The following is a 24914-nucleotide window of genomic DNA, read 5'->3' on the forward strand; positions in this document are numbered from 1 at the left end:
CTGCGCAAGCGGCGCAAAGGCGCGGCAGGTCAAGGCGAATGCTCTTCTTACGCCGGCATGAACCGGGTCAAGTTCGCGGGTCTGATTCTCAGCACTGGCGTGCACCCCGGAGCAGAGGCAATGTTAACCCGCAATGGGGTGGGGGCCACTTACTTCTGTAAAGGTGTGCCGGACGTGTTGAGACGTCGCTCTAAGTCAGCCACTGCCTGGAGCACATCGTTCACCTCGGGAAGCGGCCCAAAGATCATGCCGCCCATCGCCTCGTAATCACGAATGAGCGCATCGCGCATGGTGGCGGATGGCGCCAGTGTGAAGGTGTTGTGCGCTGCGGTGTCCAGGCCCAGGTCCGTGCCGCCGAAGAATAGACGGGCGTGCTGTGCGCAGTCTTGGGCCAGGGAGCGATTGTCTTGCCATGCCGCTGCTTCCGGGTGGTGCAGCAGGCGGTAGACGTCGTAGTAGTGCCGCGATACGCGCTGCCCGCCCTGTCGCAATTGCCCCCGGCGATCTTGCCATTGACGCAGGCCATGCAGGATGATGATTTTGTCCCAGAAGGTCCGTTCGGGGGTAACGGTGGTGATGTTGTTGACGGCCATGTCGAGACCGGGGAGGTCCTCTGCGGCGTAGCAAGTCACGGTGGCGACAACGTGCGGGTCCAGCGCCGATTTGGCGCCGGCTTCGATCTTCACGGCAGCACGGACGTAGTCGTCAGATGCTGCCGTCACGGAGGGATACCAAAACAGCAACGTCTGGTGGTCGGGATCATCGGAATCCAGTTCCAGTCGGAAGCGATGTGGGGGGAGAGTGCGGGCGGCAATCTCGTGCAAGCCCAGGGCCATGTCTTCGGCAATATATCGCTGACACGCCGCGCGGATGCGGTTGAGCGAAATTCGCCGCTGCTTGCCACTGAGGGCGTTCAGGTGCGCCACCTCCGCAGGTTCGCCGATATCTTCGCGGAAGACCGTAATGTCGATGTCCTCGGAAAACCGTGAGATCAGACCGAAAGCCTTGGAGAGCGACGTTCCGCCCTTGAATAACAACCTTGGCCCGCCTGCGGGCAGGCCATTGAACAGGGCATCCAACGCCCAGCACACCCAGAAATCTTTCTCCACATTTTGCACCGCCGTGCCCAGGCGGGCGGCGGTTGTCAGGAACAGGCCACGCCGCTCGTCATCACCGGCCAGGATAACGGCGTTGAAACTCGGATTCATTTCCTCTCCGCTGGATCGGACGCGTCCGTTTGCGGATCGCAACCGGGTAGTTTTCTGACGAGGTTCTGCATCCACGCAGGGAGCACGTGAAACCCCGCCCGTAGATCCTGGCGAATGGAATCGCCCTGTGCCGGGTCGGCGAGCAGTTTCGCCAGCCGATTGACGATGCGCGCTTGATCGCTTTCCAGCGTGTCCTTGAGCCAGTACAGCGCCTGCACGACGCGCATGGCCGGGCGTCCTGCCCAGTACAGGCGGCTCGGAGCTGTCATCTTGAATTTGATTGTCAGGTTTTCCAGCCGGATGGCGCGGCGACGAGCGTCCGTGTGGATCGTGACCAGAGAGGGTACGGCGTCCGTCAGCCCCAGATCGTTGGCGGCTGTGATGCCGTCAACGAGCATGCGTAGTTGATCGCGGCGGGCGAGGGCGGCCACGACTGCACGGTAGTCCGGGGCAGTGACCTTTTTGGTCAGGCTGTTCACCCTCGGCTGGTCGTACAGGCCGCGTTCGAGACGTCGGAGGCGCCCGGCCGTGACGAGACGCTGTAGCGCCTTGTCGACGGCATCGCGACTCCCGAGGTGGGAAAAATCGGTCGGGACCCACACATTGTCGGAAGCGCTTCCTTCGATATGGGCAAGAATCTTCGTCTTCAAATCGTTCATCAAGCACCTCCTGTCCGACGTTTGTAGGCTTGTTTCGGGCAGGGTGTCCAGTATTTGTATGCATTTTTCGGACGGATTTACCGAGAGACGGCATTCGAAGGGGACGGACAAAGCCGGGCTTCAGACGCGCGGAAACATTCGGGATATCAATCAGGGTGTAGAGCGCGGGGGGTATTGCGCATCAAGCCGTGAGTTCTAAATATTTTTGGCTTGTTGCAGGCGTACTGAAGGGGAGGTTGGTGGCCTGGGGCGGAATCGAACCACCGACACAAGGATTTTCAATCCTCTGCTCTACCGACTGAGCTACCAGGCCAACACGTACGCTTTGCAAAAAGCCCAGCGCGGCGGCTGGGCTTTTTTTGGGATTTGATATTGCTACCGCAATCCCAATAATTCTTTTGGTGGCCTGGGGCGGAATCGAACCACCGACACAAGGATTTTCAATCCTCTGCTCTACCGACTGAGCTACCAGGCCAACGAAGTCCGCAACTATACACAATTTTTTCTGCCTGTGCCAGCCAAGTAGAAAAAATCGCGACAATTTCTGGTTAAGGGGCCAGAGCCAAAGTGTTGGGTGAATGGCACGCCAGGGTGCGACGCAGGGTCGCGGACGGGGCGTGAATTGGCCTGGGGATAACCCGCAGGGGTATAATCTTCGACAGTTCGCTGTTACGTTTCCGGAAAATTCCCGGCCTGGGTTCCGCCCCGGTTCCTCAAGGTGGCCCTGACGTAACGCCTTGTTCTTAGTGGCAGTTCTTAACGCTAACTCATGTCGGTAGCTGTCCTTGCCTTCGGTCTGAATCACACGTCCGCGCCGGTTTCGGTTCGCGAACGCGTGTCTATGCCCGTCGATCTGGTCAAGCCCGCGCTGGAAGGTCTGCGTTCGGCATTCGGCGGTTCCGTCCGCGAAGCCGCCATCCTGTCCACCTGTAATCGCACCGAGATCTATTGCGCGGCTGACGGCCATGTCGCTGATCAACTGCCCGCCTGGCTGGCTGAACACAACCGCCTGGACGCCGGCACGCTGCGCCCGCACCTGTACCGCCATCATCAAGACGACGCCGTTCGTCACGCGTTCCGCGTGGCCAGCGGCCTGGATTCCATGGTGCTGGGCGAAACCCAGATCGTGGGCCAGATGAAAGACGCCGTGCGCGCTGCGGGCGAAGCCGGGTCGTTGGGCACCTTGCTGCATCAGATGTTCCAGCGCACGTTCTCGGTCGCCAAGGAAGTGCGGTCGCAAACCGCGATCGGCGCGCAGTCGGTGTCCATGGCCGCCGCCGCCGTGCGCCTGGCCGAACGCGTGTTCGGCAATTTGGACCAGGCCCGCACGCTGTTCATCGGCGCGGGCGAAATGATCGAACTTTGCGCCACGCACTTCGCCGCCCAACGTCCGCGCAGCATGGTCGTGGCCAACCGCACGGCCGAGCGCGCTGAAATTCTGGCCAACCGGTTCTCGGCCAGCACGATGAAACTGTCTGACCTGACAGACCGCCTGTCCGAGTTCGACGTCATCGTTTCCTGTACGGCAAGCTCCTTGCCCATCCTCGGTCTGGGGATGGTGGAAAGGGCCACGCGCCTGCGCCGTCACCGCCCAATGGTCATGATTGATCTGGCCGTGCCGCGCGACATCGAACCCGAAGTCGGCCGCCTGGACGACGTCTATCTGTATTCGGTGGATGATCTGGGCCGCCTGGTGCAGACCGGCACCGACGCGCGCCGCGCGGCCGTGGTGCAAGCCGAAGCCATCATCGAAACCCGCGTCCAGGGCTTCATGCACTGGATGCAATCCCGCGAAGTGGTGCCCGTCATCCGCGACCTGCATCAGGCCGCCGAAGACGTCCGCGCCGCCGAACTCGAACGCGCGCGCCGCATGCTGGCGCGTGGCGAATCGCCCGAAGCCGTGCTGGAACAACTGGCCCACGGCCTGACGCAAAAATATCTGCACGGCCCGCTGGCGGCGTTGAACCGCAGCGAAGGCGACGAGCGCAAGCAGCTGCTTGCGTGGATGCCGCGCCTGTTCCCCGGCCGCGACTCCCGCCGTTAGCGAATCTGTCCCACGTCCCGCCTCCTGGCGGGCGTTCGTCTTGTGGGCGCCCGCTATTCCTGTTTTCTCTTTGGTCATTCCCCCATGAAATCTTCCATGCGTAGCCGGCTGGAGCATCTGTGTCACCGCCTGACCGAGGTGGACGCGTTGCTCGCCCAACCGGAAACCGCGTCCGATATGGACCGTTTCCGCAAGCTCTCGCGCGAACGCGCCGAGCTGGAACCCGTGGTCGAGGCCTTCACCGCGTTTGCCCGAACCGAGGAAGACCTGGCGACGGCGCAGGAAATGCTGTCGGACCCCGACATGAAGGCGATGGCCGAAGACGAGATCAAGTCGGGCCGCGGCAAGCTGGAAAGCCTGGAAAGCGCGTTGCAGCTGTTGCTGCTGCCGCGTGACCCCAACGATGGCCGCAGCGTGTTCCTGGAAATCCGCGCGGGCACGGGCGGCGACGAAAGCGCGCTGTTCTCCGGCGACCTGCTGCGCATGTATTCACGCTATGCGGAAACGCGTGGCTGGCGCGTTGAGCTGATGTCGGAAAGCGCATCGGAACTGGGCGGCTACAAGGAAGTGATTGCGCGTATCGATGGCGATGGCGCCTATGGCCGCCTGAAGTTCGAGTCCGGCGCGCACCGCGTGCAGCGCGTGCCGGCGACCGAAGCGCAGGGCCGCATCCATACGTCGGCCTGCACCGTGGCGATCATGGCGGAAGCCGACGAGATGTCGGAGATCGTCATCAATGCGAATGACCTGCGCATCGACACGTTCCGCGCCAGCGGCGCGGGCGGCCAGCACATCAACAAGACCGATTCGGCCGTGCGTATCACGCACTTGCCGACGGGCCTGGTGGTGGAATGCCAGGACGACCGCTCGCAGCATCGCAACAAGGACAAGGCCATGCAGGTGCTGGCCGCGCGCCTGAAAGACAAAGAAACGCGCGAACGGCAAAGCAAGGAAGCCGCCGAGCGCAAGAGCCTGATCGGCACGGGTGACCGCTCCGAGCGCATTCGCACGTATAACTTCCCGCAGGGCCGCGTGACGGATCACCGCATCAACCTGACGCTGTATAAGCTGCAGCAGATCATGGAAGGCGATCTCGAAGAACTGACCGGCGCGCTGATTGCCGAGCATCAGGCCGAGCAGCTGGCGGCGCTGGGCGACGACATCTGAGCCCCTGCCCATGACCACGCCCCAGCTGAAAAGCCTGCTGCTCGACACGCGCCTGCCGCGTCTGGAAGTGCGCATGCTGCTTGAGCACGTGCTGCAAAAGCCGCGTGCGTGGCTGCTGGCGCACGACACGGACCCGTTGGCGCCTGACGTTGCCGCCGCCTACGAGGCCCTGCTTGCGCGCCGCCTGGCGGGCGAGCCGATGGCGTATCTGTTGGGCCATCGCGAATTCATGGGCCACCCATTTCGCGTGACGCCCGACGTGCTCATCCCGCGTCCCGACACGGAAGTGCTGGTGGAAACCGCGCTGGAATGCGTGGCCGGTATTGCCGGCCCTGCCGTGCTGGACCTGGGTACGGGCAGCGGCGCCATTGCGATCTCGATCGCGCTTGCGCGCCGCGATGCGCGGGTGATGGCCTCCGACATCAGCGCCGCTGCGTTGAAAGTGGCGGCCGCCAACGCGTGGGAGCTCACCGCGTCAGTGCGGTTTGTGGAAGGCAGCTGGTATGACGCCGTGCCGGCCGGCGAAGGCTTTGACCTGATCGTGTCGAACCCGCCCTATGTGGCCAGCGACGACCCCCATCTGGACCAAGGCGACCTGCGTTTCGAGCCGCGCGGCGCGCTGACCGATGGCGCGGGCGGCCTGGAAGACCTGGGCCGCATCGTGGCGGGCGCAAGCCGGCATCTGAAGCCGGGCGGCGCGTTGTGGATGGAGCATGGCTGGGACCAGGCGCAGGCGGTACGGGATTTGCTGACCGCAGCCGGGTTCGATGACGTGCACAGCCGCCAGGACCTGGCGGGTATCGAACGCATTTCCGGCGGACGTTACCCGCGCCGCTAGGCCGGTTGTTACAGAATCCCGCGGCTGAAATCCCGGCAAAGTCCGGCGGCGCGCCCGGGTAATTCGGGCGGTTTTTCCGGCTGTACCTATAATTGCCCTATTCCGTTATGCCTGTCGAAGAGACCACCATGAGCGACGTTCAAGAATTCATCCGCGAAACCGTGACCCAGCACCCCGTCGTGCTGTTCATGAAGGGCACCGCCCAATTCCCGCAATGCGGCTTTTCCGGCAAGGCCATTCAGATCCTGAAGGGCTGTGGCGTGAAGAAGCTGGTCACCGTCAATGTGCTGGAAGACGACGAAGTCCGCCAGGGCATCAAGGAATTCTCCAGCTGGCCGACCATCCCCCAACTGTACGTGGCGGGCGAATTCATCGGCGGCTCGGACATCATGAACGAGATGAATGAATCCGGCGAACTGAAGACGCTGCTGGAGCAATCCGGCGCAACGGCTTAACGCCTCGATGCGTCGGCTTGTTATCGGCATCACCGGCGCCACTGGCGCGCTCTACGCGGTGCGCATGCTGCAAGCATTGCGCGGCGTGGACGATGTGGAGACGCATCTGGTGGTGTCGGCTTCGGGCGTGCTGAACATCAAGCACGAGCTGGACGTTAGCCGCCACGACATCTACGCGCTGGCCGACCACGTGCATTCGGTGCGCGACGTGGGCGCCACGCTGGCCAGCGGCGCGTTCCAGACCGCAGGCATGGTGATCGTGCCGTGTTCGATGCGCACGCTGGCGGCCGTGGCCCATGGCTTGTCGGATAACCTCATCACGCGCGCGGCCGACGTCACCTTGAAGGAACGCCGCCGCCTGGTGCTGATGGTGCGCGAAACGCCCTTCAACCTGGCGCACTTGCGCAACATGACGGCCGTAACCGAAATGGGCGGCATCGTGTTTCCGCCGCTGCCGGCGTTTTATCACCGCCCGGCGTCCATCGAAGAAATGGTGGACCACACGGTCGCACGCGTGTTGGAACTCTTCGACATCGTCGTGCCGGGCCCGCACTGGGAAGGCATGAAGTAGCGCGCCTGGCCAGGCAGTCCAGCCAGTCAGTCAGCTAGGCAGCCAGCTAGGCAGCCAGCTAGGCAGTCAGCCAGCCAGCCCGAAATACAAACAGCCCCGCATGCGGGGCTGTTTGCATGGGCAGGACGTTGGCCTATTCCACCAGCCCCAACCCATTCAATGCCGCCAGGTTTTCCGGCCATTGGCGCGCGCGGGCGTTTTGCAATTCGATGCGCGCCCAGGCCATCCAGCCCGCCCATTCAATGCGCTTGTCCCACGCCGTGCCCCACGCTTGCAACGCGGCAAGCCCGGCGGCGGCGTGCTGTTCTGCGGCGTCGAAATCGCCCGTGGTCAGCGCCAGTTGCGCCAGCAGCAAGCGCGGTTCGCCGACCCAGGGGTTGTGCGCTACGGCGGCTTCCAGCAGATGGCGCGCGCTATCCATTTCCGTCAACGGATGCATGCGCGTGATGACTTGCCAGTACAGCGCGCTGGCCGCCGCTTCGTCACGCGGGCTGAGCGTGGCGCGGCATTGGTCGAACGCGGGCGGGATGGGGATGCCGGTATCGGCCGATATGGGCGACGAAGGCGACAAGGGCGCCAACAGGTGCGACAACATCGACAGGATATTCGACGGCGGTTTCAGCGGCCCCGGCCACAACGACGACGCCCAGTTCGTCTTCAAGTCGCGGCGCTGTTGCTGCGGATACCCCGCGAAGATCTCGTCTTGCCAGCTGTGCCATTGCTCGCCGATGTCGGCGGCGGACACCACGATGAACGCGGCAACCTGGCGCGGCGTCAGCGTGAAGACCTGTCCGTCCGTGCCCTCAAGCGTCATGCCTTCGATGCCCGTGCCTTGCCCCGCCAGCACGGCCTGCACAAACTTCGTGCGCGGCATTGCGCAGAACAGGCTGACCCATTCTTCGGCTTCTTCGCCCAGCACCTCGCGCAAGGTCGAGCGTTCGCGCTCGCGGTCGAACAAGGTCAGGTCCACGTATTCGTTGCCGTAAACGCTGTGGAACAGGCCCAGCAGGCGCACTTCGCGCGGCTGGTTCCACAGCGTCAGCGTGCGGTACACGCCCAGCAGGTGATGCTTGAAGGTGCCGGCCTTGTGCCAGTCTTCTCCGGCGCTGCGGGCGAACAGCAAGTCCAGCAGCGCGGGCAGGTCGGCGTCGACGGCGGCGTAGTGGTCAGCGAGCAGGGCGCGCGCATGCGGATGGAGTTCGGGGGATGTGGACATGGCATGAAGGCGTGTGATTGAAAGCAGCCGCTATTGTGTCCGCATGACGCGGGCTTGTCATGGCGCAGCGCTTATATCGTTTTGCACATATCAATATGAATATTCATCGCTTCCAGTTTTGTAGGGCGGTCAATAGAATCGCGGGTCATTCTTCCTACTCTAGAGATGTCTCATGCGCCTTCGTCATTCCTTGGTTGTTTTCGCCGCCGTGCTCGGATTCGCCAGCACCCAAGCCATGGCGCAGGACGCCGAATTGAAGGTGGGCGTGACCGTCGGCCCGCACGCGCAAATTGGTGAAGTGGTGCAACAGGTTGCCGCCAAGCAGGGCCTGAAAGTGAAGCTGATCGAATTCAGCGATTTCATTCAGCCCAACGCCGCGCTGGACGCCAAGGAACTGGACCTGAACATCTACCAGCACAAGCCTTTCCTGGATTCGCAGAACAAGGCGCGTGGCTACAAGCTGGTGCCGGTGGCGACTGCGGTGGTGCAGCAAATGGGCATCTATTCCAAGCGATTGAAGTCGCTGGATGATTTGCCGCAAGGCGGCAAGGTCGCCATTCCCAATGACCCGACCAACGGCGCCCGCGCGCTGCTGGTGTTGCAGGCGGCCAAGCTGATCAAACTGAAAGACGGCGTGACGGTGACGGCGTCGTTGTTCGATGTGGTCGAGAACCCGAAGAAACTGAAGTTCATCGAAATCGAAGCCGCGCAATTGCCGCATTCGCTGTCGGACGTGGACGCGGCGGCGGTGAATTCGGCCTACGCCATCCCGGCCGGCCTGTCGCCCGCCAAGGACGCGCTGGCGCTGGAAAGCAAGGACGCGCCGTTTGCCGCCGTGGTGATCGCCGCGCGCGAAGACAACAAGAACGACCCGCGCATTGCGCGCTTCATCAAGGCGTATCAGTCGGACGAAGTGAAGGCGTTTGTGGCCAAGCAGTTCCCGGGGGCGTATTCGACGTCTTGGTAAGGCAGTAGCAGCGCCGCCCGCCTTCCAAACGCGGCGCCTGCAACGGGCGCCGCGCGGCAGGTGAGGGCGGTCAGGCGTACTTTCCGGTCAGCCCGCCATCCACGACCAGCTCTGTGCCGGTGATGTAAGACGCATCGTCGGATGCCAGGAACGCCACGGCGCGGGCGACTTCCCACGGCGTGCCCATCCGGCCCATCGGCACTTGCCGGTCGCGCGCGGCCAGCGCCGCCTGCAAATCGTCAGGGTCGAACATGCGCGCCACGTTTTGCGCCACGCGCGGCGTATCAATCAGCCCGGGGATCACGGTATTCACGCGGATGCCATCGGCGGCATATTGCTGCGCCGCCATGCGCGCGAAGTGAATGACGGCGGCCTTGCTGACGCTATAGGCCAGGTGGGGATAACCGGTGTACCGAATGCCCGCGATGGACGACACCGTGACGATGGCGCCGCCGCCCTGTTGACGCATCACGGGCACCAGCAAGCGCGTGGCGATCAGCAGGCTGGTCACGTTCACTTGCTGGATGCGATCCCAATCTTCCAGGGAAATATCTTCCGGCCCGCCCACCTTGCCGATGCCCGCGTTGGCTTGCAGGATGTCGATGCGGCCGTAGCGGCGCAGCGCGGTGTCCACCGCCGCCTGCATGGCTTCCGGGTCGGCCACGTCCGCCTGCACCGGCAAGGCGCTGCCGCCGGCTTGCTCGACTTCGTGAGCCGCATCTTGCGCGGCGGCCAGGTTGGCGTCCAGCGCGACAATCGCCGCGCCTTGTTGCGCCAGTGTCACGCAGCTGGCCTTGCCAATGCTCCACCCGGTGGCCGACGCGCCCGCGCCGGCCACCAGCGCCACCTTGCCCGCCAATCGCGCATCGCTGCCGGCCGCCGTCATGCGGATTCTCCGTCCTCTTGCTGATGCGTTTTGCCCTTGCCGACATAAGGGATGGCGTGGTCGATGGTTTCCCAGATGTAGCGGCCAGACGGGCTCTGCTGTTCTTCCGCCACGTGCGACACCAGGCCGGCGGCGCGCGATATCACGGCAAAGCCGCGCATCAGATTGGTTGGCACGCCGATCTCGCTCAGGAGCGCCGCTACCGCACCTGTGGCGTTGATGGTGATGTGCTTGCCATAGGTTTCATCGACGGCGGCCGCCAGCAGGCGCAACGCTTTCAGGGATGCGCCTTCCAGGTCGGGCTCGGCTTCGGCCAGCGCCAGCAGCTTGATCGAGCGGGGGTCGTCGGGCTTGTGCAAATGGTGGCCGAAGCCGGGCAGGGCCTGCCGCTGTTCGCGGAACTCGCGCGCGATGGCCAGCGCTTCGGCGCGCCCGTCCGGCGCCTGTTTGATGCGGTCGAGCAGGCGTGAGCAATTTTCCATGGTGCCGACAAACTGGCTGCCCACCGCCATCAACCCCGAGGCCACCGCGCCTTGCAGGTTTTCGGGGGCGCTCATGTAGATCAGGCGCGTGGCGATGGCGCTGGGCGTCATGCCGTGTTCCATCAACGTGACCAGCACCGCGTCCACGATGCGCATGTCCACGGGCCGCGCATCGCGCCCAAGGATCTGCATGATCATGACTTCGGTGAAGGTCTTCTTGCCGATCAGGTCATCCACCAGGTCGACGTCGCGGTACGACATACCAGTCAAATGATGGGCGCAGAGGCGGGTCTCGGGGGTGTTCATGGCGTCTCCTTTTGTGCGGCGTCGCGCACGGCATTCTTCAAGACCTTGCCGACGCTTGAGCGCGGCAGGCTGTCATGGATATGAAATTGCTTGGGCGTGGCGACCGGGCCCAGCAGCGCGCGCACGTGGGCTTTCAGTGCATCGGCATCGGCCTGCGCGCCGGGGTGGAACTGCACGGCGGCGTGGACCGCTTCGCCCCATTTGTCATCCGGCAGGCCGAACACCGAGCATTCGTACACGGCGGGGTGTGACGACAGCGCGTTTTCGACATCGACCGGGTAGACGTTGAAGCCGCCGGTGATGATGACGTCGCGCAGCCGGTCCTTCAGAAAGAGATAGCCGCGCGCATCGATCAGGCCCGTGTCGCCGGTGTGCAGCCAGCCGTCGACAAGCGTTTCGGCGGTTTTCTCCGGCAGGCGCCAATAGCCCGTCATCGTCAGGTCGCCCTGCACCACCACTTCGCCGATCTCGCCGCGCGGCAGCAGCGTGCCGTCGGGCGCCATGATGGCCACGTCGGACAGCCACGTTGGACGCCCGACCGACGCGCGGTTGCGCGGGTCGTTCAGGTCTGCCGGGCGCAGCACTGTAGCGATTTGCGGCGCTTCGGTCTGCCCATAGGTCGTGCCCAGCACGGGTCCGAAAAATTCGCGTGCGCGGTCGATTTTTTCAGGCGGCATCGGCGCGCCACCGTAGATCAGGTTGCGCAGCTTGGGAAAGTCGGCGCGCGACACGCCATCCTGCGCCATGATCATGTAAATCAGCGTGGGCGGCATGAAGCTGAGCGTGCCGCCCCGTTCCCGGAAGGCCGCGGTGATGGTGGCTGGAGTGACGCTGTCCAGCAGCAGGTGCGCACCGCCACTGGCCAGCACGGGCAATACATACGTGCCGGTGCCGTGCGTGATGGGCGCGGACACCACATAACGGTCGTCGCGCGTCAGCGCCCAGCTGGATATTTGATTGATGATGCCCGCGTTCCACGCGCGGTAGGGCTGCATCACGCCTTTGGGCAGGCCCGTCGTGCCGCCCGTGAACTTGATGGCTTGCGTGGCATCGCGGGACAGCGCGTGGCGCGTGGGCTCGCGTCCGGCGTACTGCCGCAGCAGCGCGTTCAGGCGCAGGCCGGTGCCTGACCCGCCGTCCCCGTCATCCCCATCATCAAGATGGATGCGCACGCCATCCCCCATGGGCGTCAGCGGGGCGCCGGCCGGGTCGACGATGACGATGGACGGCGTGGTGGCATCCAGGATGCGCCCGATTTCCCGCGCGGTGCTGCGGTAGTTGAGCGGCACCCAGATTTTTCCGCTGGCCAGCACGGCAAGCAGCGCCAGAATGTGCCGCGCGGAATTGCCCGCACAGATGGCCACGCGCGTCTGCGGTTCGGGGTCCAGAGCTTGAAGGGCGGCCGCCAAGGCCCGGGTGCTGGCGGCCAGCTCGGCGTAGGTGATCACGCCTTCCGGGCCGTCCAGCGCAACGCGTTCGGGATACTGCTCCGCCGCGCGGAAAAAGAAATCGATCGGGTACACCTTGTGCTCCTGGAAACTAGTTCGCCTTGATGTCGGCGCGTTTGACGACGGCGGCCCATTTGTCTATTTCGCTGTCGATCTTCTTCGCGAAGGTCTCGGGCGTGTTGGGCGTGGCGGGGGCATAAAAGCCGGCCTGCTGGTACGACGCCTGCAATGCCGGACTGGCAAGCGCCTGGTTCAACGCTTCATTCAGGCGTGCGATGACGGCTTGCGGCGTGCCGGCGGGCGCCACCAGGCCGAACCACGATTCCACGTCAAACCCCGGCAAACCGGATTCGGCCAGCGTGGGCACGTCGGGGGTGGACGGCAGACGCTTCGGCGACGTGACGCCAATGGCGCGCAGCTTGCCGGCCTGCACATGCGGCAACGAAGAAGGCAGGTTGTCGAACATGGAATCGACCTGGCCGCCCAGCAAGTCGGCCACGGCCGGGCCGCTGCCGCGGTAAGGCACGTGCAGGATGTCGGTGCCCGTTTCCATCTTGAACAGCTCGCACGACAGGTGAATGGACGAGCCGCTGCCCGATGACGCGCAGGTCAATTTGCCGGGATGCGCGCGGGCATAGGCGATGTATTCCTGCACGGTTTTGACCGGCAGTTTGGGGTTGACGACCAGAATGTTCGGAATGGTCGCCACCATGCCAACTGGCTTGAAGTCTTTGACGAAGTTGTAGTTCAGCTGGCTGTACAGGCTGCGGTTGATCGTGTTGGCGATGGACCCCATGTACAGCGTGTAGCCGTCAGGCGCCGCGCGCGACACGATCTCGGCGCCGATATTGCTGTTGGCGCCCGTCTTGTTTTCAACGACGAAGGTCTGGCCCAGCGTTTCCGATAGCGATTTGGCCATCAGACGCGCGACGATGTCGGTGGCGCCGCCCGCTGCGTAGCCCACCACCAGGGTCACGGGCCGATCGGGATAGGGTTTGGCGGCCAGTACTGGGGCGCTGGCGGCCAGCGCGCTGCCAAGCGTTACCGCAACGGCGGCCAAGCGCCTTGTCAATGCAGTCTTCATGTTTGTCTCCGTCCTGTTTTGTCTAATATTTGGACAGATCTTTGTCTGCCCGATTTCATATTGGGCTTTGATACAGGCGTCAGCAACGCAGGGTGTCCAAAATATGAACAAACCGGAATCGGAGTCCTCGGGGCCTGTGGTCTTGCGCCGCGGGCTGCGGGTGTTGGGGGTGCTGCGCCAGGCCGGGGCGGGCGGTATGCACGTGGCCGACATTGCGCGCGCCGCGGCCATGCAGCGATCTACCGCGTATCGGTATCTGGAGGTGTTGGTGCAGGAAGGCTATGCGTTGCGCGAGTCCGCGGCGCCTCGGTGGCGGATTGCGGAACTGGGCGTGATGATGGCGGGCGACCCGCATGCGCAAGCGGTGCGCGGCTTGCGTCCGGTGCTGCGCCAGATCAGCGACGTGACCGGGGATTCGGCCTTTCTCATTTGCCGGGCGGCGAACGATTCGCTATGCCTGCATCGCGAAGTGGGCAATTACCCGGTGCAGGTGCTGGCGGTAACGGTGGGGCATCGTCAGCCCTTGGGAGTGGGGGCGGCGGGCTTGGCGCTGTTGGCGGCCTTGCCGCCGGCCGAGGCCGACGAAGTGGTGACCCAGAACGAGCAGGCGTTGCGCGCCTATGGCGGCATGACCGGCGTGCAGATGCGGCGCCTGGTCGAGAACACGCGTGACCGGGGCTGGTCGGTGGTGGGCAACGCCGCGGTGCCCGGGGTGTTGGGCGTGGGCGTTGCCGTGTGCGATGCAAACGGTTATCCGCGCTTGGCGGTCAGCGTATCCAGCCTGATCGACCGGATGCAGGCCCCGCGCCAGCGCAGCATTGCGGAGCTGATCCGCAATCAGCTGGCGCAGGACGAGGTCAAGCCGCAGCCGGCGTCGGCGCGCGGTACGTCTTCTGGTAATGCACCGTGAACGTCTGGAACGCGGCCAGCGCCTTCTTGGGATCGTGGCCGGGCTTCACCAGAAAGCTGTTGAAGCCGACGCGCGCCTGATAGTGGATGGTGTCGATCATCACATCACCCACCGCGCGCAGCTCGCCCGTCCATTGGTACTGCGTGCGCAGCAGCTGCGCCAGCGAGTAGCCACGGCCGTCGGTGTAGACGGGGAAGTCCACGGCGATGAAGGCGATGCCAGCGGGGTTCAGTGTGCCATCGGGCTCGGCCAGATCACGCAGGTCGGCGTCGGCGCCCAGCAGCACGGCCACCGGATGCTGATGGCGGCGCAGCGTGGCGCGAGAGGTTTTCCAGATGGACAGCGGCACAACCCAGCCGGGCTCGTCGCTTGGCACCTGGCCTTCGGCGGCCACTTCGGGTTCAGGCACAAACGGGCGCGAGGTATCGGCTTGCAGTTGGCCGTCGCGAATCAGGTGCGGGCCAGGGGCGTCGTGGGCGTAGAGGTCAGACATGAGCGGGCTCGGCGCTTTGTGCGGGTTTGGCGAAGGCGGGGTCAGCGTAGACGTCTTGTTTGAAGGGGTCGATGCCAACGCGGTCCACCACGTCGATGAAGCGTTCGATTTCGCTGTCGCGCAAACCGAGATAGGTGCGGATCAGGCGGTCGACCACACCCGGGACTTGGTCGCGGGCGAACGACGGGCCGATGATGCGTCCAACGGCCGCGCCGCCACCGCGCGTGGATTCCAGATCGGGCAGGGGCTTCGCGCCACCGTTCTGGCGGCCGCCCAGCGTGACCTGATACCACTCTTCGCCGGCCTTATCGACACCCAGGATGCCGATGTGCCCCACGTGGTGGTGGCCACAGGAGTTGATGCAGCCCGAGATGTTCAGGTCGAGTTCGCCGATTTCGAACAGGTAGTCCAGGTCGTCGAATTGGCGCTGGATGGCTTCGGCCACGGGGATGGAGACGGCGTTGGCCAGCGCGCAGAAGTCTCCGCCCGGACAGGCGATGATGTTGGTCAGCAGGCCGACGTTGGGCGTGGCCAGGTTCAGCGCTTCCAGCTTCTGCCAGAGCTCGTGCAGACGGGCGCGGCGCACGTCGGCCAGAATCAGGTTCTGCTCGTGCGACACGCGCAGCTCGCCGAAACCGTAGGCGTCGGCCAGGTCGGCCACGGCGTCCATCTGGTCGGCGGTGATGTCGCCCGGCGGCACGCCGGTGGGCTTGAGCGAGACGGTGACGGCGGCGTAGCCCGCGACCTTGTGCGCGTGCACGTTGGTGCGCAGCCAGCGCGCAAAGCGCTTGTCATTGGCCGCCAGCGCGTCGGTGTTGTCGGCGTCGGTGGCGGCGGCCGCCTCGTATTGCGGCCAGACGAAGCGGGCCTTGATGCTGTCGACGAATTCCTGGGTGATGGTGTCAGGGCCGCCCTTGATGAGCTGCCACTGTTCATCGACCTGCTGCGCATAGACTTCGGGCGTCAGGTCCTTGACCAGGATCTTGATGCGCGCCTTGTACTTGTTGTCGCGGCGGCCGTGCAGGTTGTAGACGCGCAGCGCGGCCTGCATGTAAGTCAGCAGGTCTTGCCATTCGACAAACGGGTTGATCAGCTTGCCGACGATGGGCGTGCGGCCCATGCCGCCGCCGACCCACACGCGAAAGCCCAGCTTGCCGTCGCGCTCAACGGCTTGCAGGCCGATGTCGTGCACGCCCACGGCCGCGCGGTCTTGCACGGCGCCGCTGACGGCGATCTTGAACTTGCGCGGCAGGAAGGCGAATTCGGGATGCAGTGTGGACCACTGGCGGATGATTTCGCACCACACCAGCGGGTCGACAAGTTCGTCCGGCGCGACGCCAGCGAAGTGGTCGGTGGTGGTGTTGCGGATGCAGTTGCCGCTGGTCTGGATGGCGTGCATCTGAACGGTGGCGAGCTCCGCCAGGATGTCCGGCACGTCTTCCAGGCGGGGCCAATTGAACTGGATGTTCTGGCGCGTGCTGAAGTGGCCATAACCGCGGTCCCACTTGCGCGCAATGTGCGCCAGCGTGCGCAGTTGGCGCGAGGCCAGCATGCCGTAGGGAATGGCCACGCGCAGCATCGGCGCGTGGCGTTGGATGTACAGGCCGTTCTGCAGGCGCAGAACGCGGAATTCATCTTCGGTGAGCTGGCCATCGAGGAAGCGGCGCGTCTGATCGGCAAACTGCGCGACTCGCTGCTCGACAAGCTGCTGGTCGACGGGGTCATACACGTACATGTCTACTGCCCTTGAAGTCTTCTCGGTCTGAGCCCTTTGCGTCCGTCGCGAGGCGGCGGGAAAAGGGGATTCATAACCGTAACAGGCAGCAGATATCAGCGTCTAAGTCATTCTGGTAATAAGGAAATAAGGCCTCGGCGCAGGGGCCGTAGCGTCACAACGCGGCGTTGACCGCCCAGCGTGCGACCAGCACCAGAACAATCACCAACACCGTGGCCATCAGCAGCCCCGTCGCGATCAACGGACCGGGTTTGTTGTTGGCGATGTCGGCGTCATAACCGCGGCCGCGCCGCACGCCGAAAAAGCCCCAGAGCACGGAGCGGACCGTGCGCAGGAAACTAAGCATATGCGCCTCCTGGCGGATGATGGGAACTGGCACTGTAGGCGTTGCTGCGCGACCCAAACAGATGCAGATCCGCGTCAAGCGACCAGATCAGATGCAGGCGCCGCAGGTGTGCCGATGCCGCGCACAATGTGTTCCAGCAATTCCCGCGCGGCGGGCGAAATGTGGCGGCCGGCGCGGCTCAGCACGTGCAGGCTGCCCTGGTTCAGGATCGGGTTGGCCAGCGGCAGGCTGGCCAGACGCTGGGCGCGCATGTCGGCGGTGACGGCGATGGGCGGCGTCAGCGCGTAGCCGATGCCGGTTGCCGCGAATTGCCACAGCGCCTTGAACGACGACGTCGTCAGCACGTTGCGCAGCCGCACTTGTTCGCTGATCTCGGCGGCCTGGATGTGTTGCCGCACGCCAAACCCTTCCTGCATCGACGCGCCGGGATAATCCGCCAGGTCCGTCAGCAGCAGGGGGCGGCCCAGCCGCGTCAGCGGATGGTCCTGGCGCACGATGGCGCGTATGGGTTCCGGGCGGGAATAGTGCGTGCGCAGGCGGGCGTCGGTGGGCGGCTGGAACACCAGTCCTATATAGGCACGGTCATCCACAATGCGCTGCACGATCTCGGACGTGCGGGCGACATCAATGTCCAGCGTGACCTCGGGGTGATTGCGCCAGTACTCGGGCAGCACGCGGTCAAACATCAGTTCGACAAAGCCTTCGCCCAGCACCAGATCAATATGGCCGCGTTCCGCTTTGCGCAGGCTGTCGATTTCCGAGAAAAAGCTTTCCTGGATGTTCTGCTGCCGCTTCACATAGCGCGCCAGGATGTGGCCGGCGTCGGTCGGCACCACGCCGCGTCCGCGCCGTTCGAACAGCGCCATGCCGCAGTCGCGCTCCAGTGCGGCAATGGCGCGGCTGACGGCGGACGGGTCCATGTCCAGCACTTCGGCGGCGCCGCGCACCGAGCCGCGGCTCATGACCTGCATGAAGTAATGGGTGCGGCGAGCGTCGAGTTTTTCGTCCATGGCGGGGCTCTGTCAGTCTGAGTGCGGCGGGAGATCCACAGTGCGTTCCTAGGGTTTACCCGTAAAATACGGCATCTCTTGCAAAATTTTCCCAGGAAAAGGCTGTGCGTTGCATTTTACGCAACGCTAATGCGCAGGTGGTGTCATGGTTGCCCCGAAGGCCCCCAGGCGAAAATCGCGCCTGCTGCCTCGGCGCGGCCGCTCTGCGATGCCGCGCCCTACGAAAACTTATTCACGTTCATCAGGGGAATTCGATGTCTCACGCCAGCATGAGTCTGGCCGCGCCTTCCATGTCGCTAGCCGCGCGCGTCCGCATGCTTGCCGCCATTTTGTTGGTGGTGGTCATTTCGGAAGCGATCGGCAGCGTCACCTTCGCGGTAGGCCCGGGCAAGATCGTTCTGCAACCGATGCTGTGGGCGATCTTCATCGGCGCCATCGTGGCCGCCTTTGGCCAACGGCTGCCGGAAGGCGCGGGCATCGACAAGGCCATGCAGACCCGCATCAGCGGCTATCTGCAATACGCGTTGCTGCCGTTCCTGGCCAAGCTGGGCCTGATGGTGGGCGGCGCGCTGCCGCAGGTGCGTGAAGCCGGCTGGGCGCTGGTGTTCCAGGAATTCGGCCACTTCTTTGGCACGATGGCCATTGGCCTGCCGCTGGCGCTGCTGCTGGGCATCAAGCGCGAAGCGATTGGCGCGACGTTCTCGGTGGGCCGCGAGCCCAGCCTGGCGATCATCGGCGAACGCTATGGCATGAATTCGCCGGAAGGCCGTGGCGTGATGGCCGAGTACATCACCGGCACCGTGATCGGCGCGCTGTTCGTGGCGCTGATGGCCGGCTTCATCACCAGCCTGAACATCTTCGATCCGCGTTCGCTCGCCATGGGCGCCGGCGTGGGCTCGGGCAGCATGATGGCCGCTGGCGTGGGCGCAATTGCGTCCCAGCAGACGCCGGAAATGGCGCACCAGGTGGCCGCGCTGGCCGCCGCCGCCAACCTGCTGACGACGGTGGTTGGCGTGTACTTCACGCTGTTCATCTCGCTGCCGACGACCATCTTCCTGTACGGCAAGCTGGAACCCGTGCTGGGCCGCTTCTCGCGCAGCAAGTCCGACGAAGCCGTGGTCGACAACAGCGTGTCGGAAGACGTGCCGGCGCATAACTCCAAATTGGGTTTTGGCGACCGCCTGACCGCCTATGTCATCTGCGGCCTGTTCGCGCTGGTGGGCAACCGCCTGGGCTACAACGTGCCGTTCATGGACGCGCTGCCGGGCATGGGCATCATCATTTCGCTGGTTGTGCTGACTGATCTGATCCTGCGCGTTGTGCCCAAGCTGCCGGCCGTGTTCGTGCTGTCGCTGATTGCGATGACCGCAGGCTGCCCGGGCGTGCTGCCGTACTCGGACCAGATCATTGCGCTGGTCGGCAAGGTCAACTTCCTGCCGTTCACGACGGTGATCCTGGCCATGGCCGGCCTGTCGATCCTGAAAGACCTGCCTGCCTTCCGCAAGCTGGGCTGGAAGATCGTGGTGGTGTCGCTAGCCGCCAACGCAGGCACGTTCCTGGGCGCTACGATGATCGCGGAATTCTTCCACTGATCCCGTTGCGTGTAAGCACTGCTGAGTAAAAAAGCCGCCTGCAAAATAGGCGGCTTTCTTTTGTGCGGACCGGTTGTGTGAACGGGTTGGGTGCACGGGTTGGGTGCACGGGTTGTGTGAACGGGTTGTGCGAACGGGTTGTGTGCACGGGTTGTGCGAACGGGTTGTGCGAACGGGTTGCGCGACTCGTTTACGCGAACACGTTGCGCGATCTGCGCGGACAAACCCTTTGCAGCGGCCTGCCGCGTTAAGGCGTGAAGCCGGGCCGGTAGCGGGCGTTGTCGGTGACGTTTTCGGTGGGGCCGATGTTGGCGACTGCCGGGACGGCAACGGCGGCCGTCTTCACGGCCACAGCGGTTTGCAGTTCCTGCACTTGCGGGTTGCCCATCGCAACGCGATAGGGCTGCAACGGCGTCAGGCCTTCGATGGTGCCCAGGTCGTTGGCGCTGCCGGCGCGCTGAGCCGCCGGGTCGGGCAGGGCGGTGTAGTTGTCCACCGCGCGGCGCAGGCGCATATCGGCGTATTGGTCACGCAAAGCATCCAGATTGGGCAGTGGCGCCGGGGCAGGCAAATGCGGCGCGGCGGCGCCAGCGCGTGCGTGCTGGGCGATGACGCCAAAGGAGTTCGGCGTATTCCGCGCATCCGCCTCGCGGTTGCGGGCAATGCGCTGGGCTTCCCACGCGGCTTGCGCTTGCGCGCTGCGTTGGGCGTCGCGGACGGCGGCGTTCTTCGCCAGCCGTTCGGCTTCCCAGGTGGGGCGGGTATCGTCCACCAGCGGCACGCGCGCCGGGTAGGGCGCGGTAACGCGGGGGATGGGGGAGATCGCAGTCACGTTCATCCGTGCTCCCTGAGTGAGTGGGCCAGGACCTTTACATTGGTCCGGCCCGGGGCCGACGAGTTCAAAATTTACCGCGTTGCGGGCGCGGCGTCGTGTCAGCCCCTTGCACTAGGCGTCAAGGCGTAACCGGGAGCCAGGCGTGATTGAACGCCAAGGCGTGACCCGGATGCGTCAGACCGGCGGCAGCGTCGACTGCATCGACGCGTCAGACCGGCGGCAGCGTCGATTGCATCGACGGGCGTGCGTTGAAGGTCTTGAACCATGCGGCAACGCCGGGGTGCGTGCTGCGCCAGTCGTAGCTGGCGTAACGGAAGTCCAGATAGCCCAGCGCGCAGCCGATGGCGATGGTGCCGATGTCCACGCGGCCGTCCAGGCGGGCCACGTCTTTTTCCAGCTGCGCCAGGGCGTCGTGCGCCTTGCTCATCTGGCCGTCGACCCAGTCGGCCCAGCGCAGTGCTTCGGGGCGCAGGGCGGTTTCGTAGCGGGCCAGCAGCGCGGCGTCCATGACGCCGTCGCCCAGGGCTTGATCCGCCAGCGCCTGCCAACGGGCGCGGCCGCTGGCGGGGAACAGGCTGCCCCCGCCAATGTCATTCAGGTATTCGCAGATGACGCGGCTGTCGTACAGCACCTGGCCGTCGTCCGTGATCAAGGTGGGCACCTTGCCCAGCGGGTTGCTGGGGATGATGCTCTTGTCGCGGGCGACGGGGCCAGCGGCGCTGGGCAGTTGCTCAAGGCGTTCCGTCAGCCCCAGTTCGTGGGCAATGACCATGCATTTGCGCACGAAGGGTGAAGACGGCGAGAAAAACAATTTCATATCGGTCCTTGTCGGTGGCCAGGCAGTCTGGGAAGAAAGCGAAAAGCAGCCGCAAGCGTACCGGATATGCGCCTTATTCGGTGATGCCGGTTTCCAGGCAGGGATTGAATTCGCCCGTGTCCGGATCGCGCAGGAACAGCACGCCGGTGGCCACGCCGAAGTACGTGCCGTGCAATTCCAGTTCGCCATTTTCGACACGGCGGCGGATGGACGGGAACGTCATCAGGTTGTTCAGGCTGTGTTCGACCACGGCCAGTTCCAGGCGCTTGAGCTTGGTCTGGCGGTCGCCCGTGCCGGGACCCAGGCGTTCGGCCATGGGTTCAATTTGCGACATCCATTTGCCGATGAAGTCGCCCTTGGACAGCGGCTTGGCGTCGTCGAAGAACGAGCGGATGCCGCCGCAGGACGCGTGGCCCAGTACGACGATGTGTTTGACGTTCAGGCCGTTGACCGCGAACTCGATCGCGGCGCTGGTGCCGTGATAGGACGATTCGGAATCCGGCTCACAGGGCGGCACCAGGTTGGCGACGTTACGCACCACAAACATCTCGCCCGGTCCGGCGTCAAAGATCACTTCAGGCGACACGCGAGAATCGCAGCAGCCAATGAGCAGGATTTCCGGGCTTTGCCCGATTTCAGCCAGTTTCTGATAGCGGCTGCTTTCCGAATGGAAACGGCCGCCCAGGAACGATTGATAGCCTTCGGTGAGTCTTTTAGGGAACATGGTCTTCACTTCCTAGTAACGAGGCCAGGCTTGCTGGCACGCCGACAGACGCAATAAGGGGCTTCGTTTGGAAGCCCCTGTTATCGAGTCGGCAAGAAGAATTTTCCCATATTTGTCCCTACAACCCCCTGTCTAAACCCTGCTCGGCAAAGGGTTTTTTTGCCTCATCGGGGCAATCCCCCGGCGCCGGGCCGCCCCAAGGCGGGGGAAGCCCCCTTGGGGGGCAGGCAGCCCGCAGGGCGTGCCGTGGGGGCTCACATTCATTGAGCCCTGACGTCCAGCACGGTCACCTTGGTGAATTGCAGCGGCGTCACCGCCTTGACCAAGCGGATCTGTCCCGGGGGAATCGGGCCGATCACGTCGTCGTTCACCCGGCCCACTTCGCGCCCTTGCGCGTCATAAAGCACGTAGGTCAGCACCGCGCTTGAGACCGGGCGGCCCGACAGGTTGGCCAGCGACCCGGTGATGGTGGACATGTTGATGTTGGTATCGCGCACCGCCTGCACATTGCCTAGCGTGACGCCATAAGTCAGGCTTTGCGCGCTGACGGCGCCGGACATGCCGGCAAGCAAGGCTAGGGAAGCAAGGGCAAGTTTCATGGCGGTCTCCTGTGTGCCGGCGTGGCGGCGCTTGACTGTCTGCGCCGCCGTTTGCGCCGTCCGCGCATCATGCGGACAGGCTTATCTCACTCCTTTCCGCGGCCGCGCACAACGGGGCAAAAGGATGAATCGGTAACAGGTTGCGTGGGTTGTTCCCATATTCGTCGCCTAATGACAAGAATGCGTCGGAATGTCTCTAGATTGAGATTTTTAGGCCCTGTATTTTCTTAACTTTTCGATGCTTGCAGTGCGGGGTGGTTTGTTCGATGATGGCCGGGTCGGCACTGGGCCGACGGCCCGTTTCAGGCACGTTCCCACGCAAGCGGGCGCTTAACGCAAGGGAGAAACTCATGCTTTCCCGTACTAGCCAGTTGGCCTCGGCCATTGTGTTGTCCGCATGTTTTTTCGGGGCATACGCCCAGACCCCCGCCGCGCCTGCGCCCGCCAAGACGCCCACCCCGCAGCAGCAGCGCATGACCGAATGCAATAAGTCGGCCACTGGCAAGACAGGCGACGACCGCAAGGCCTACATGAGCTCCTGTCTGAAAGGCGAAGCGCCCGCGCCGGAAAAGCAGCTGACGCCGCAGCAGCAGAAAATGAAGGACTGCAACGCCAAGGCCGGTGATCAGAAGCTGACGGGCGATGCGCGCAAGACCTTCATGAGCACGTGCCTGAAGGGCTGATCGTTCGGCTTACGCCGTGGCGATCGGCGTGACCGGCGAACCGATCGCATGCGGCAGGCGCAGCGGCGGGGCGGTCAGCATGAAGTGATGGCGGCCATTGGCGTACAGGAAGTCCGCCAGATCCTTCAGATACCAAAGCTCCGCCAGCGGCAGGCCCAGTTTGAACAGGCAATGGTGGTGCAGCGGCAGCATCGCGCGCGGGCCGGGTTTTTCGCGGGCGGGGTAGGCCTCGACCGCGTAGTTGTCGGCGCAGATCGCGGCGATGCCGCTGTCCGTAATCCATTGCAGCAGCGCTGCGTCCGTGCCATCCAGCGCCGCGCCGTACGTGTGCAGCACCTCGGGGTCCGGCGTGCCGTTCATGGCGACGACGGCCTCGGCGTAGCCCGTGCGCAGCACCAGCATGTCGCCGGGTTCAACGCTGATGCCATCCGTTTGCAGCACATGCATCAGCTCGGCGTGGCCGATCAGCGTGCGGCCCGGGCCGTAGTGGCGGAACAGGTCCACCAGCACGCCGCGGCCTTGCATGCCTTTCTGCGCCAGGTTTTCCACCCCCAGCTTCAACGCCGCGGACGGGCCGCCGGTTGAGCAACCGCAGCCGGTGTGTTCACTGTCAGCGGGGCCAACGACATCAACGCCCGCCTGAAAGCCGTTGTAGTAGCGCAGTTCAGGCGTGCCATCCCCATCAGCGTCAAACAGCGCGCCCACGTGCGCCAGCGCGTCCCACTGCGTGGAGTACTGCATCGACAGCAGCACCTGATCATCGCTCAGCACGTCCAACGCATCCGGGTTGACGTTCTTCAACGGAAAGTTCAGGTAGGGCGTGCCGGCCAGTTTCGTCGGGCTCAGTTGCGGCGGATGGCGGCGCGGGTTGAGCACGTTGCCGCCGGGCAGGTCCAGCGGCAGCGACAGGCAGAAGGTCTTGCCCGCGCGAATTTCGCGCGCGCCCTTCAGCACTTGTTCTTCGGTGATGAGGTTCAGGCGGCCGAGTTGGTCGTCAGGCCCGAAGTCGCCCCAGTTGGAGCCTTCAGGCCGGTGTTTCCAGCGCTGCATGCGGTTACTCCGTCAGGAAGTCGACGACCGCGCGGGTGAAGGCTTCCGGTTGCTCCCAGTTCGAAATGTGGGAGGTGTTCAGTTCGACATAGCGCGCGCCGGCAATGGCGGCAGTCAGTTCGCGGCCTTGGGCGGGCGTTGCCGCCAGGTCGTGCGTGCTGCTGATGACGAGTGTGGGCGCGGTGATGGCGGACACTTGCTCGCGGTAGTCGGCGTCGCGCAGCGCGGCGCAGTTGGCCGAGTAGCCGGCGTCCGGCGTGCGGCGCAGCATGTCGATCAGCACTTGCGTCAGGCCCGGTTCGGCGGCGCGGTAGTCATCGGTCAGCCAGCGCTCGACGAGCGTGGGCGCCATCTTTTCCAGCGTCTGATCGGCAACGGCGGCGATGCGGGTGCTCCAGCCTTCGGCCGAGCCGATGCGCGCGGCGGTGTTGCACAGGATCAGCTTGCCGACGCGTTCCGGGTGCGCCAGCGCCAGCGCGATGCCAGTCGGGCCGCCCATGGACAGGCCGCAGAAATGCGCGCGCTTGATGTTCAGATGCGCCAGCAGCTCGGCGACATCGCCAGCCAGTTGCGCAAAGGTGTATTCGCCATCGGGAATCGACGACTTGCCGTGGCCGCGGGTGTCGTAACGCAGCACGCGAAAGTGCTTGGTCAGTTCGGGAATCTGGCGGGCCCACATGTCGGAGCAGGTGCCCAGCGAGTTGGAGAGCACGAGCACCGGCGCGTCGGCGGGGCCATCGATGACGTAGAACAGCCGTGCCTGGCTGAGTTCGGCGTAAGCCATGTGGG

26 protein-coding genes, 2 tRNA genes and 1 riboswitch are annotated in these 24914 nt (G+C 64.4%); of the genes, 9 read left to right on the forward strand and 19 right to left on the reverse strand.

Annotation, left to right across the window (positions count from 1 at the left end):
* Positions 1-27: 27 nt before the first annotated feature.
* Positions 28-119, reverse strand: a riboswitch (TPP riboswitch).
* A gap of 30 nt (positions 120-149) precedes the next feature.
* The 4 genes from AC1DB0_RS21125 to AC1DB0_RS21140 form a co-directional block, all read right to left on the reverse strand.
* On the reverse strand, positions 150-1208 hold the full coding sequence (locus AC1DB0_RS21125; protein WP_476757561.1) for a nucleotidyl transferase AbiEii/AbiGii toxin family protein: 1059 nt from the start codon (positions 1206-1208) through the stop codon (positions 150-152).
* Positions 1205-1867: a DUF6088 family protein gene (locus AC1DB0_RS21130; RefSeq protein WP_054427009.1), complete on the reverse strand. Its 663-nt coding sequence runs from the start codon at positions 1865-1867 to the stop codon at positions 1205-1207. The genes AC1DB0_RS21125 and AC1DB0_RS21130 overlap by 4 nt, the downstream gene beginning before the upstream one ends.
* Positions 1868-2104: 237 nt before the next feature.
* Positions 2105-2180, reverse strand: a tRNA-Phe gene (locus AC1DB0_RS21135).
* 86 nt (positions 2181-2266) lie between these two features.
* Positions 2267-2342: transfer RNA gene (locus AC1DB0_RS21140), tRNA-Phe, on the reverse strand.
* A 294-nt stretch (positions 2343-2636) separates the two neighbouring features.
* On the opposite strand from AC1DB0_RS21140, the gene hemA reads away from it, so the two are divergent.
* The 5 genes from hemA to AC1DB0_RS21165 all read left to right on the forward strand — a co-directional run bounded on the left by hemA (position 2637) and on the right by AC1DB0_RS21165 (position 6942).
* On the forward strand, positions 2637-3911 hold the full coding sequence (gene hemA, locus AC1DB0_RS21145) for a glutamyl-tRNA reductase (RefSeq protein WP_342067054.1): 1275 nt from the start codon (positions 2637-2639) through the stop codon (positions 3909-3911).
* A gap of 84 nt (positions 3912-3995) precedes the next feature.
* A complete protein-coding gene (prfA, locus tag AC1DB0_RS21150; RefSeq protein ID WP_054427011.1) occupies positions 3996-5078 on the forward strand; it encodes a peptide chain release factor 1 in 1083 nt (360 codons plus the stop codon).
* A 10-nt stretch (positions 5079-5088) separates the two neighbouring features.
* A complete protein-coding gene (gene prmC / locus AC1DB0_RS21155; RefSeq protein WP_054427012.1) occupies positions 5089-5916 on the forward strand; it encodes a peptide chain release factor N(5)-glutamine methyltransferase in 828 nt (275 codons plus the stop codon).
* A gap of 128 nt (positions 5917-6044) precedes the next feature.
* Positions 6045-6371, forward strand: coding sequence for a Grx4 family monothiol glutaredoxin (gene grxD / locus AC1DB0_RS21160; protein ID WP_006227137.1), 327 nt, complete (start codon positions 6045-6047; stop codon positions 6369-6371).
* A gap of 7 nt (positions 6372-6378) precedes the next feature.
* Positions 6379-6942: a UbiX family flavin prenyltransferase gene (locus AC1DB0_RS21165; RefSeq protein ID WP_006227138.1), complete on the forward strand. Its 564-nt coding sequence runs from the start codon at positions 6379-6381 to the stop codon at positions 6940-6942.
* A gap of 133 nt (positions 6943-7075) precedes the next feature.
* Here the strand turns inward: AC1DB0_RS21165 and AC1DB0_RS21170 are convergent, their stop codons facing one another.
* Entirely contained in the window at positions 7076-8158 is a 1083-nt protein-coding gene (locus AC1DB0_RS21170) for a DUF6817 domain-containing protein (RefSeq protein ID WP_476757562.1), read from the reverse strand.
* 172 nt (positions 8159-8330) lie between these two features.
* On the opposite strand from AC1DB0_RS21170, the gene AC1DB0_RS21175 reads away from it, so the two are divergent.
* Positions 8331-9125 carry a MetQ/NlpA family ABC transporter substrate-binding protein gene (locus AC1DB0_RS21175; RefSeq protein ID WP_175171564.1) on the forward strand — a complete coding sequence of 265 codons (795 nt, stop codon included), beginning with the start codon at positions 8331-8333 and terminating at the stop codon, positions 9123-9125.
* A gap of 70 nt (positions 9126-9195) precedes the next feature.
* Here the strand turns inward: AC1DB0_RS21175 and AC1DB0_RS21180 are convergent, their stop codons facing one another.
* The 4 genes from AC1DB0_RS21180 to AC1DB0_RS21195 are packed head-to-tail and all read right to left on the reverse strand — an operon-like array spanning position 9196 to position 13331.
* Positions 9196-10011, reverse strand: coding sequence for an SDR family NAD(P)-dependent oxidoreductase (locus tag AC1DB0_RS21180; protein ID WP_175171563.1), 816 nt, complete (start codon positions 10009-10011; stop codon positions 9196-9198).
* Entirely contained in the window at positions 10008-10799 is a 792-nt protein-coding gene (locus tag AC1DB0_RS21185; RefSeq protein WP_054427016.1) for a citryl-CoA lyase, read from the reverse strand. The genes AC1DB0_RS21180 and AC1DB0_RS21185 overlap by 4 nt, the downstream gene beginning before the upstream one ends.
* The gene (locus tag AC1DB0_RS21190; RefSeq protein WP_476757563.1) at positions 10796-12322 is read right to left on the reverse strand and encodes a class I adenylate-forming enzyme family protein; all 1527 of its coding nucleotides are present in this window, start codon (positions 12320-12322) and stop codon (positions 10796-10798) included. Before AC1DB0_RS21190 ends, AC1DB0_RS21185 begins: the two co-directional genes overlap by 4 nt.
* Before the next feature lie 16 nt (positions 12323-12338).
* A complete protein-coding gene (locus AC1DB0_RS21195; protein ID WP_476757564.1) occupies positions 12339-13331 on the reverse strand; it encodes a Bug family tripartite tricarboxylate transporter substrate binding protein in 993 nt (330 codons plus the stop codon).
* Between the two features lie 103 nt (positions 13332-13434).
* Between AC1DB0_RS21195 and AC1DB0_RS21200 the strand changes: the two genes are divergently transcribed.
* Positions 13435-14241 (forward strand): IclR family transcriptional regulator, encoded by an 807-nt coding sequence (locus AC1DB0_RS21200; RefSeq protein WP_054427019.1) that lies wholly within the window; start codon positions 13435-13437, stop codon positions 14239-14241.
* On the opposite strand, the gene AC1DB0_RS21205 is transcribed toward AC1DB0_RS21200, so the two are convergent.
* The 4 genes from AC1DB0_RS21205 to AC1DB0_RS21220 all read right to left on the reverse strand — a co-directional run bounded on the left by AC1DB0_RS21205 (position 14189) and on the right by AC1DB0_RS21220 (position 17825).
* Entirely contained in the window at positions 14189-14734 is a 546-nt protein-coding gene (locus AC1DB0_RS21205) for a DUF934 domain-containing protein (RefSeq protein ID WP_054427020.1), read from the reverse strand. The two genes, AC1DB0_RS21200 and AC1DB0_RS21205, sit on opposite strands and share 53 nt — an antisense overlap.
* On the reverse strand, positions 14727-16469 hold the full coding sequence (locus AC1DB0_RS21210; protein WP_054427021.1) for a nitrite/sulfite reductase: 1743 nt from the start codon (positions 16467-16469) through the stop codon (positions 14727-14729). The genes AC1DB0_RS21205 and AC1DB0_RS21210 overlap by 8 nt, the downstream gene beginning before the upstream one ends.
* Before the next feature lie 154 nt (positions 16470-16623).
* Positions 16624-16815, reverse strand: coding sequence for a DUF2970 domain-containing protein (locus AC1DB0_RS21215; protein WP_054427022.1), 192 nt, complete (start codon positions 16813-16815; stop codon positions 16624-16626).
* 74 nt (positions 16816-16889) lie between these two features.
* The gene (locus tag AC1DB0_RS21220) at positions 16890-17825 is read right to left on the reverse strand and encodes a LysR family transcriptional regulator (RefSeq protein ID WP_054427023.1); all 936 of its coding nucleotides are present in this window, start codon (positions 17823-17825) and stop codon (positions 16890-16892) included.
* A gap of 254 nt (positions 17826-18079) precedes the next feature.
* On the opposite strand from AC1DB0_RS21220, the gene AC1DB0_RS21225 reads away from it, so the two are divergent.
* Positions 18080-19417: a DUF3100 domain-containing protein gene (locus AC1DB0_RS21225; protein ID WP_054427024.1), complete on the forward strand. Its 1338-nt coding sequence runs from the start codon at positions 18080-18082 to the stop codon at positions 19415-19417.
* Between the two features lie 247 nt (positions 19418-19664).
* On the opposite strand, the gene AC1DB0_RS21230 is transcribed toward AC1DB0_RS21225, so the two are convergent.
* The 4 genes from AC1DB0_RS21230 to AC1DB0_RS21245 form a co-directional block, all read right to left on the reverse strand.
* Positions 19665-20255 (reverse strand): hypothetical protein, encoded by a 591-nt coding sequence (locus AC1DB0_RS21230; RefSeq protein ID WP_476757565.1) that lies wholly within the window; start codon positions 20253-20255, stop codon positions 19665-19667.
* Between the two features lie 205 nt (positions 20256-20460).
* Positions 20461-21069 (reverse strand): glutathione S-transferase, encoded by a 609-nt coding sequence (locus AC1DB0_RS21235; RefSeq protein WP_476757566.1) that lies wholly within the window; start codon positions 21067-21069, stop codon positions 20461-20463.
* Positions 21070-21142: 73 nt separating this feature from the next.
* Positions 21143-21793: a carbonic anhydrase gene (locus AC1DB0_RS21240; RefSeq protein WP_054427027.1), complete on the reverse strand. Its 651-nt coding sequence runs from the start codon at positions 21791-21793 to the stop codon at positions 21143-21145.
* Between the two features lie 260 nt (positions 21794-22053).
* A complete protein-coding gene (locus tag AC1DB0_RS21245; protein ID WP_054427028.1) occupies positions 22054-22392 on the reverse strand; it encodes an FxLYD domain-containing protein in 339 nt (112 codons plus the stop codon).
* 350 nt (positions 22393-22742) lie between these two features.
* Between AC1DB0_RS21245 and AC1DB0_RS21250 the strand changes: the two genes are divergently transcribed.
* Positions 22743-23075 (forward strand): PsiF family protein, encoded by a 333-nt coding sequence (locus tag AC1DB0_RS21250; RefSeq protein ID WP_427220644.1) that lies wholly within the window; start codon positions 22743-22745, stop codon positions 23073-23075.
* 9 nt (positions 23076-23084) lie between these two features.
* Here AC1DB0_RS21250 and AC1DB0_RS21255 read toward each other — a convergent pair whose 3' ends face one another.
* On the reverse strand, positions 23085-24125 hold the full coding sequence (locus tag AC1DB0_RS21255) for a cyclase family protein (protein ID WP_476757567.1): 1041 nt from the start codon (positions 24123-24125) through the stop codon (positions 23085-23087).
* Between the two features lie 4 nt (positions 24126-24129).
* Positions 24130-24909 (reverse strand): 3-oxoadipate enol-lactonase, encoded by a 780-nt coding sequence (pcaD, locus tag AC1DB0_RS21260; protein ID WP_054427031.1) that lies wholly within the window; start codon positions 24907-24909, stop codon positions 24130-24132.
* Between the last annotated feature and the right edge of the window lie 5 nt (positions 24910-24914).

The organism is Achromobacter sp. 10T422 (genome assembly GCF_056394065.1).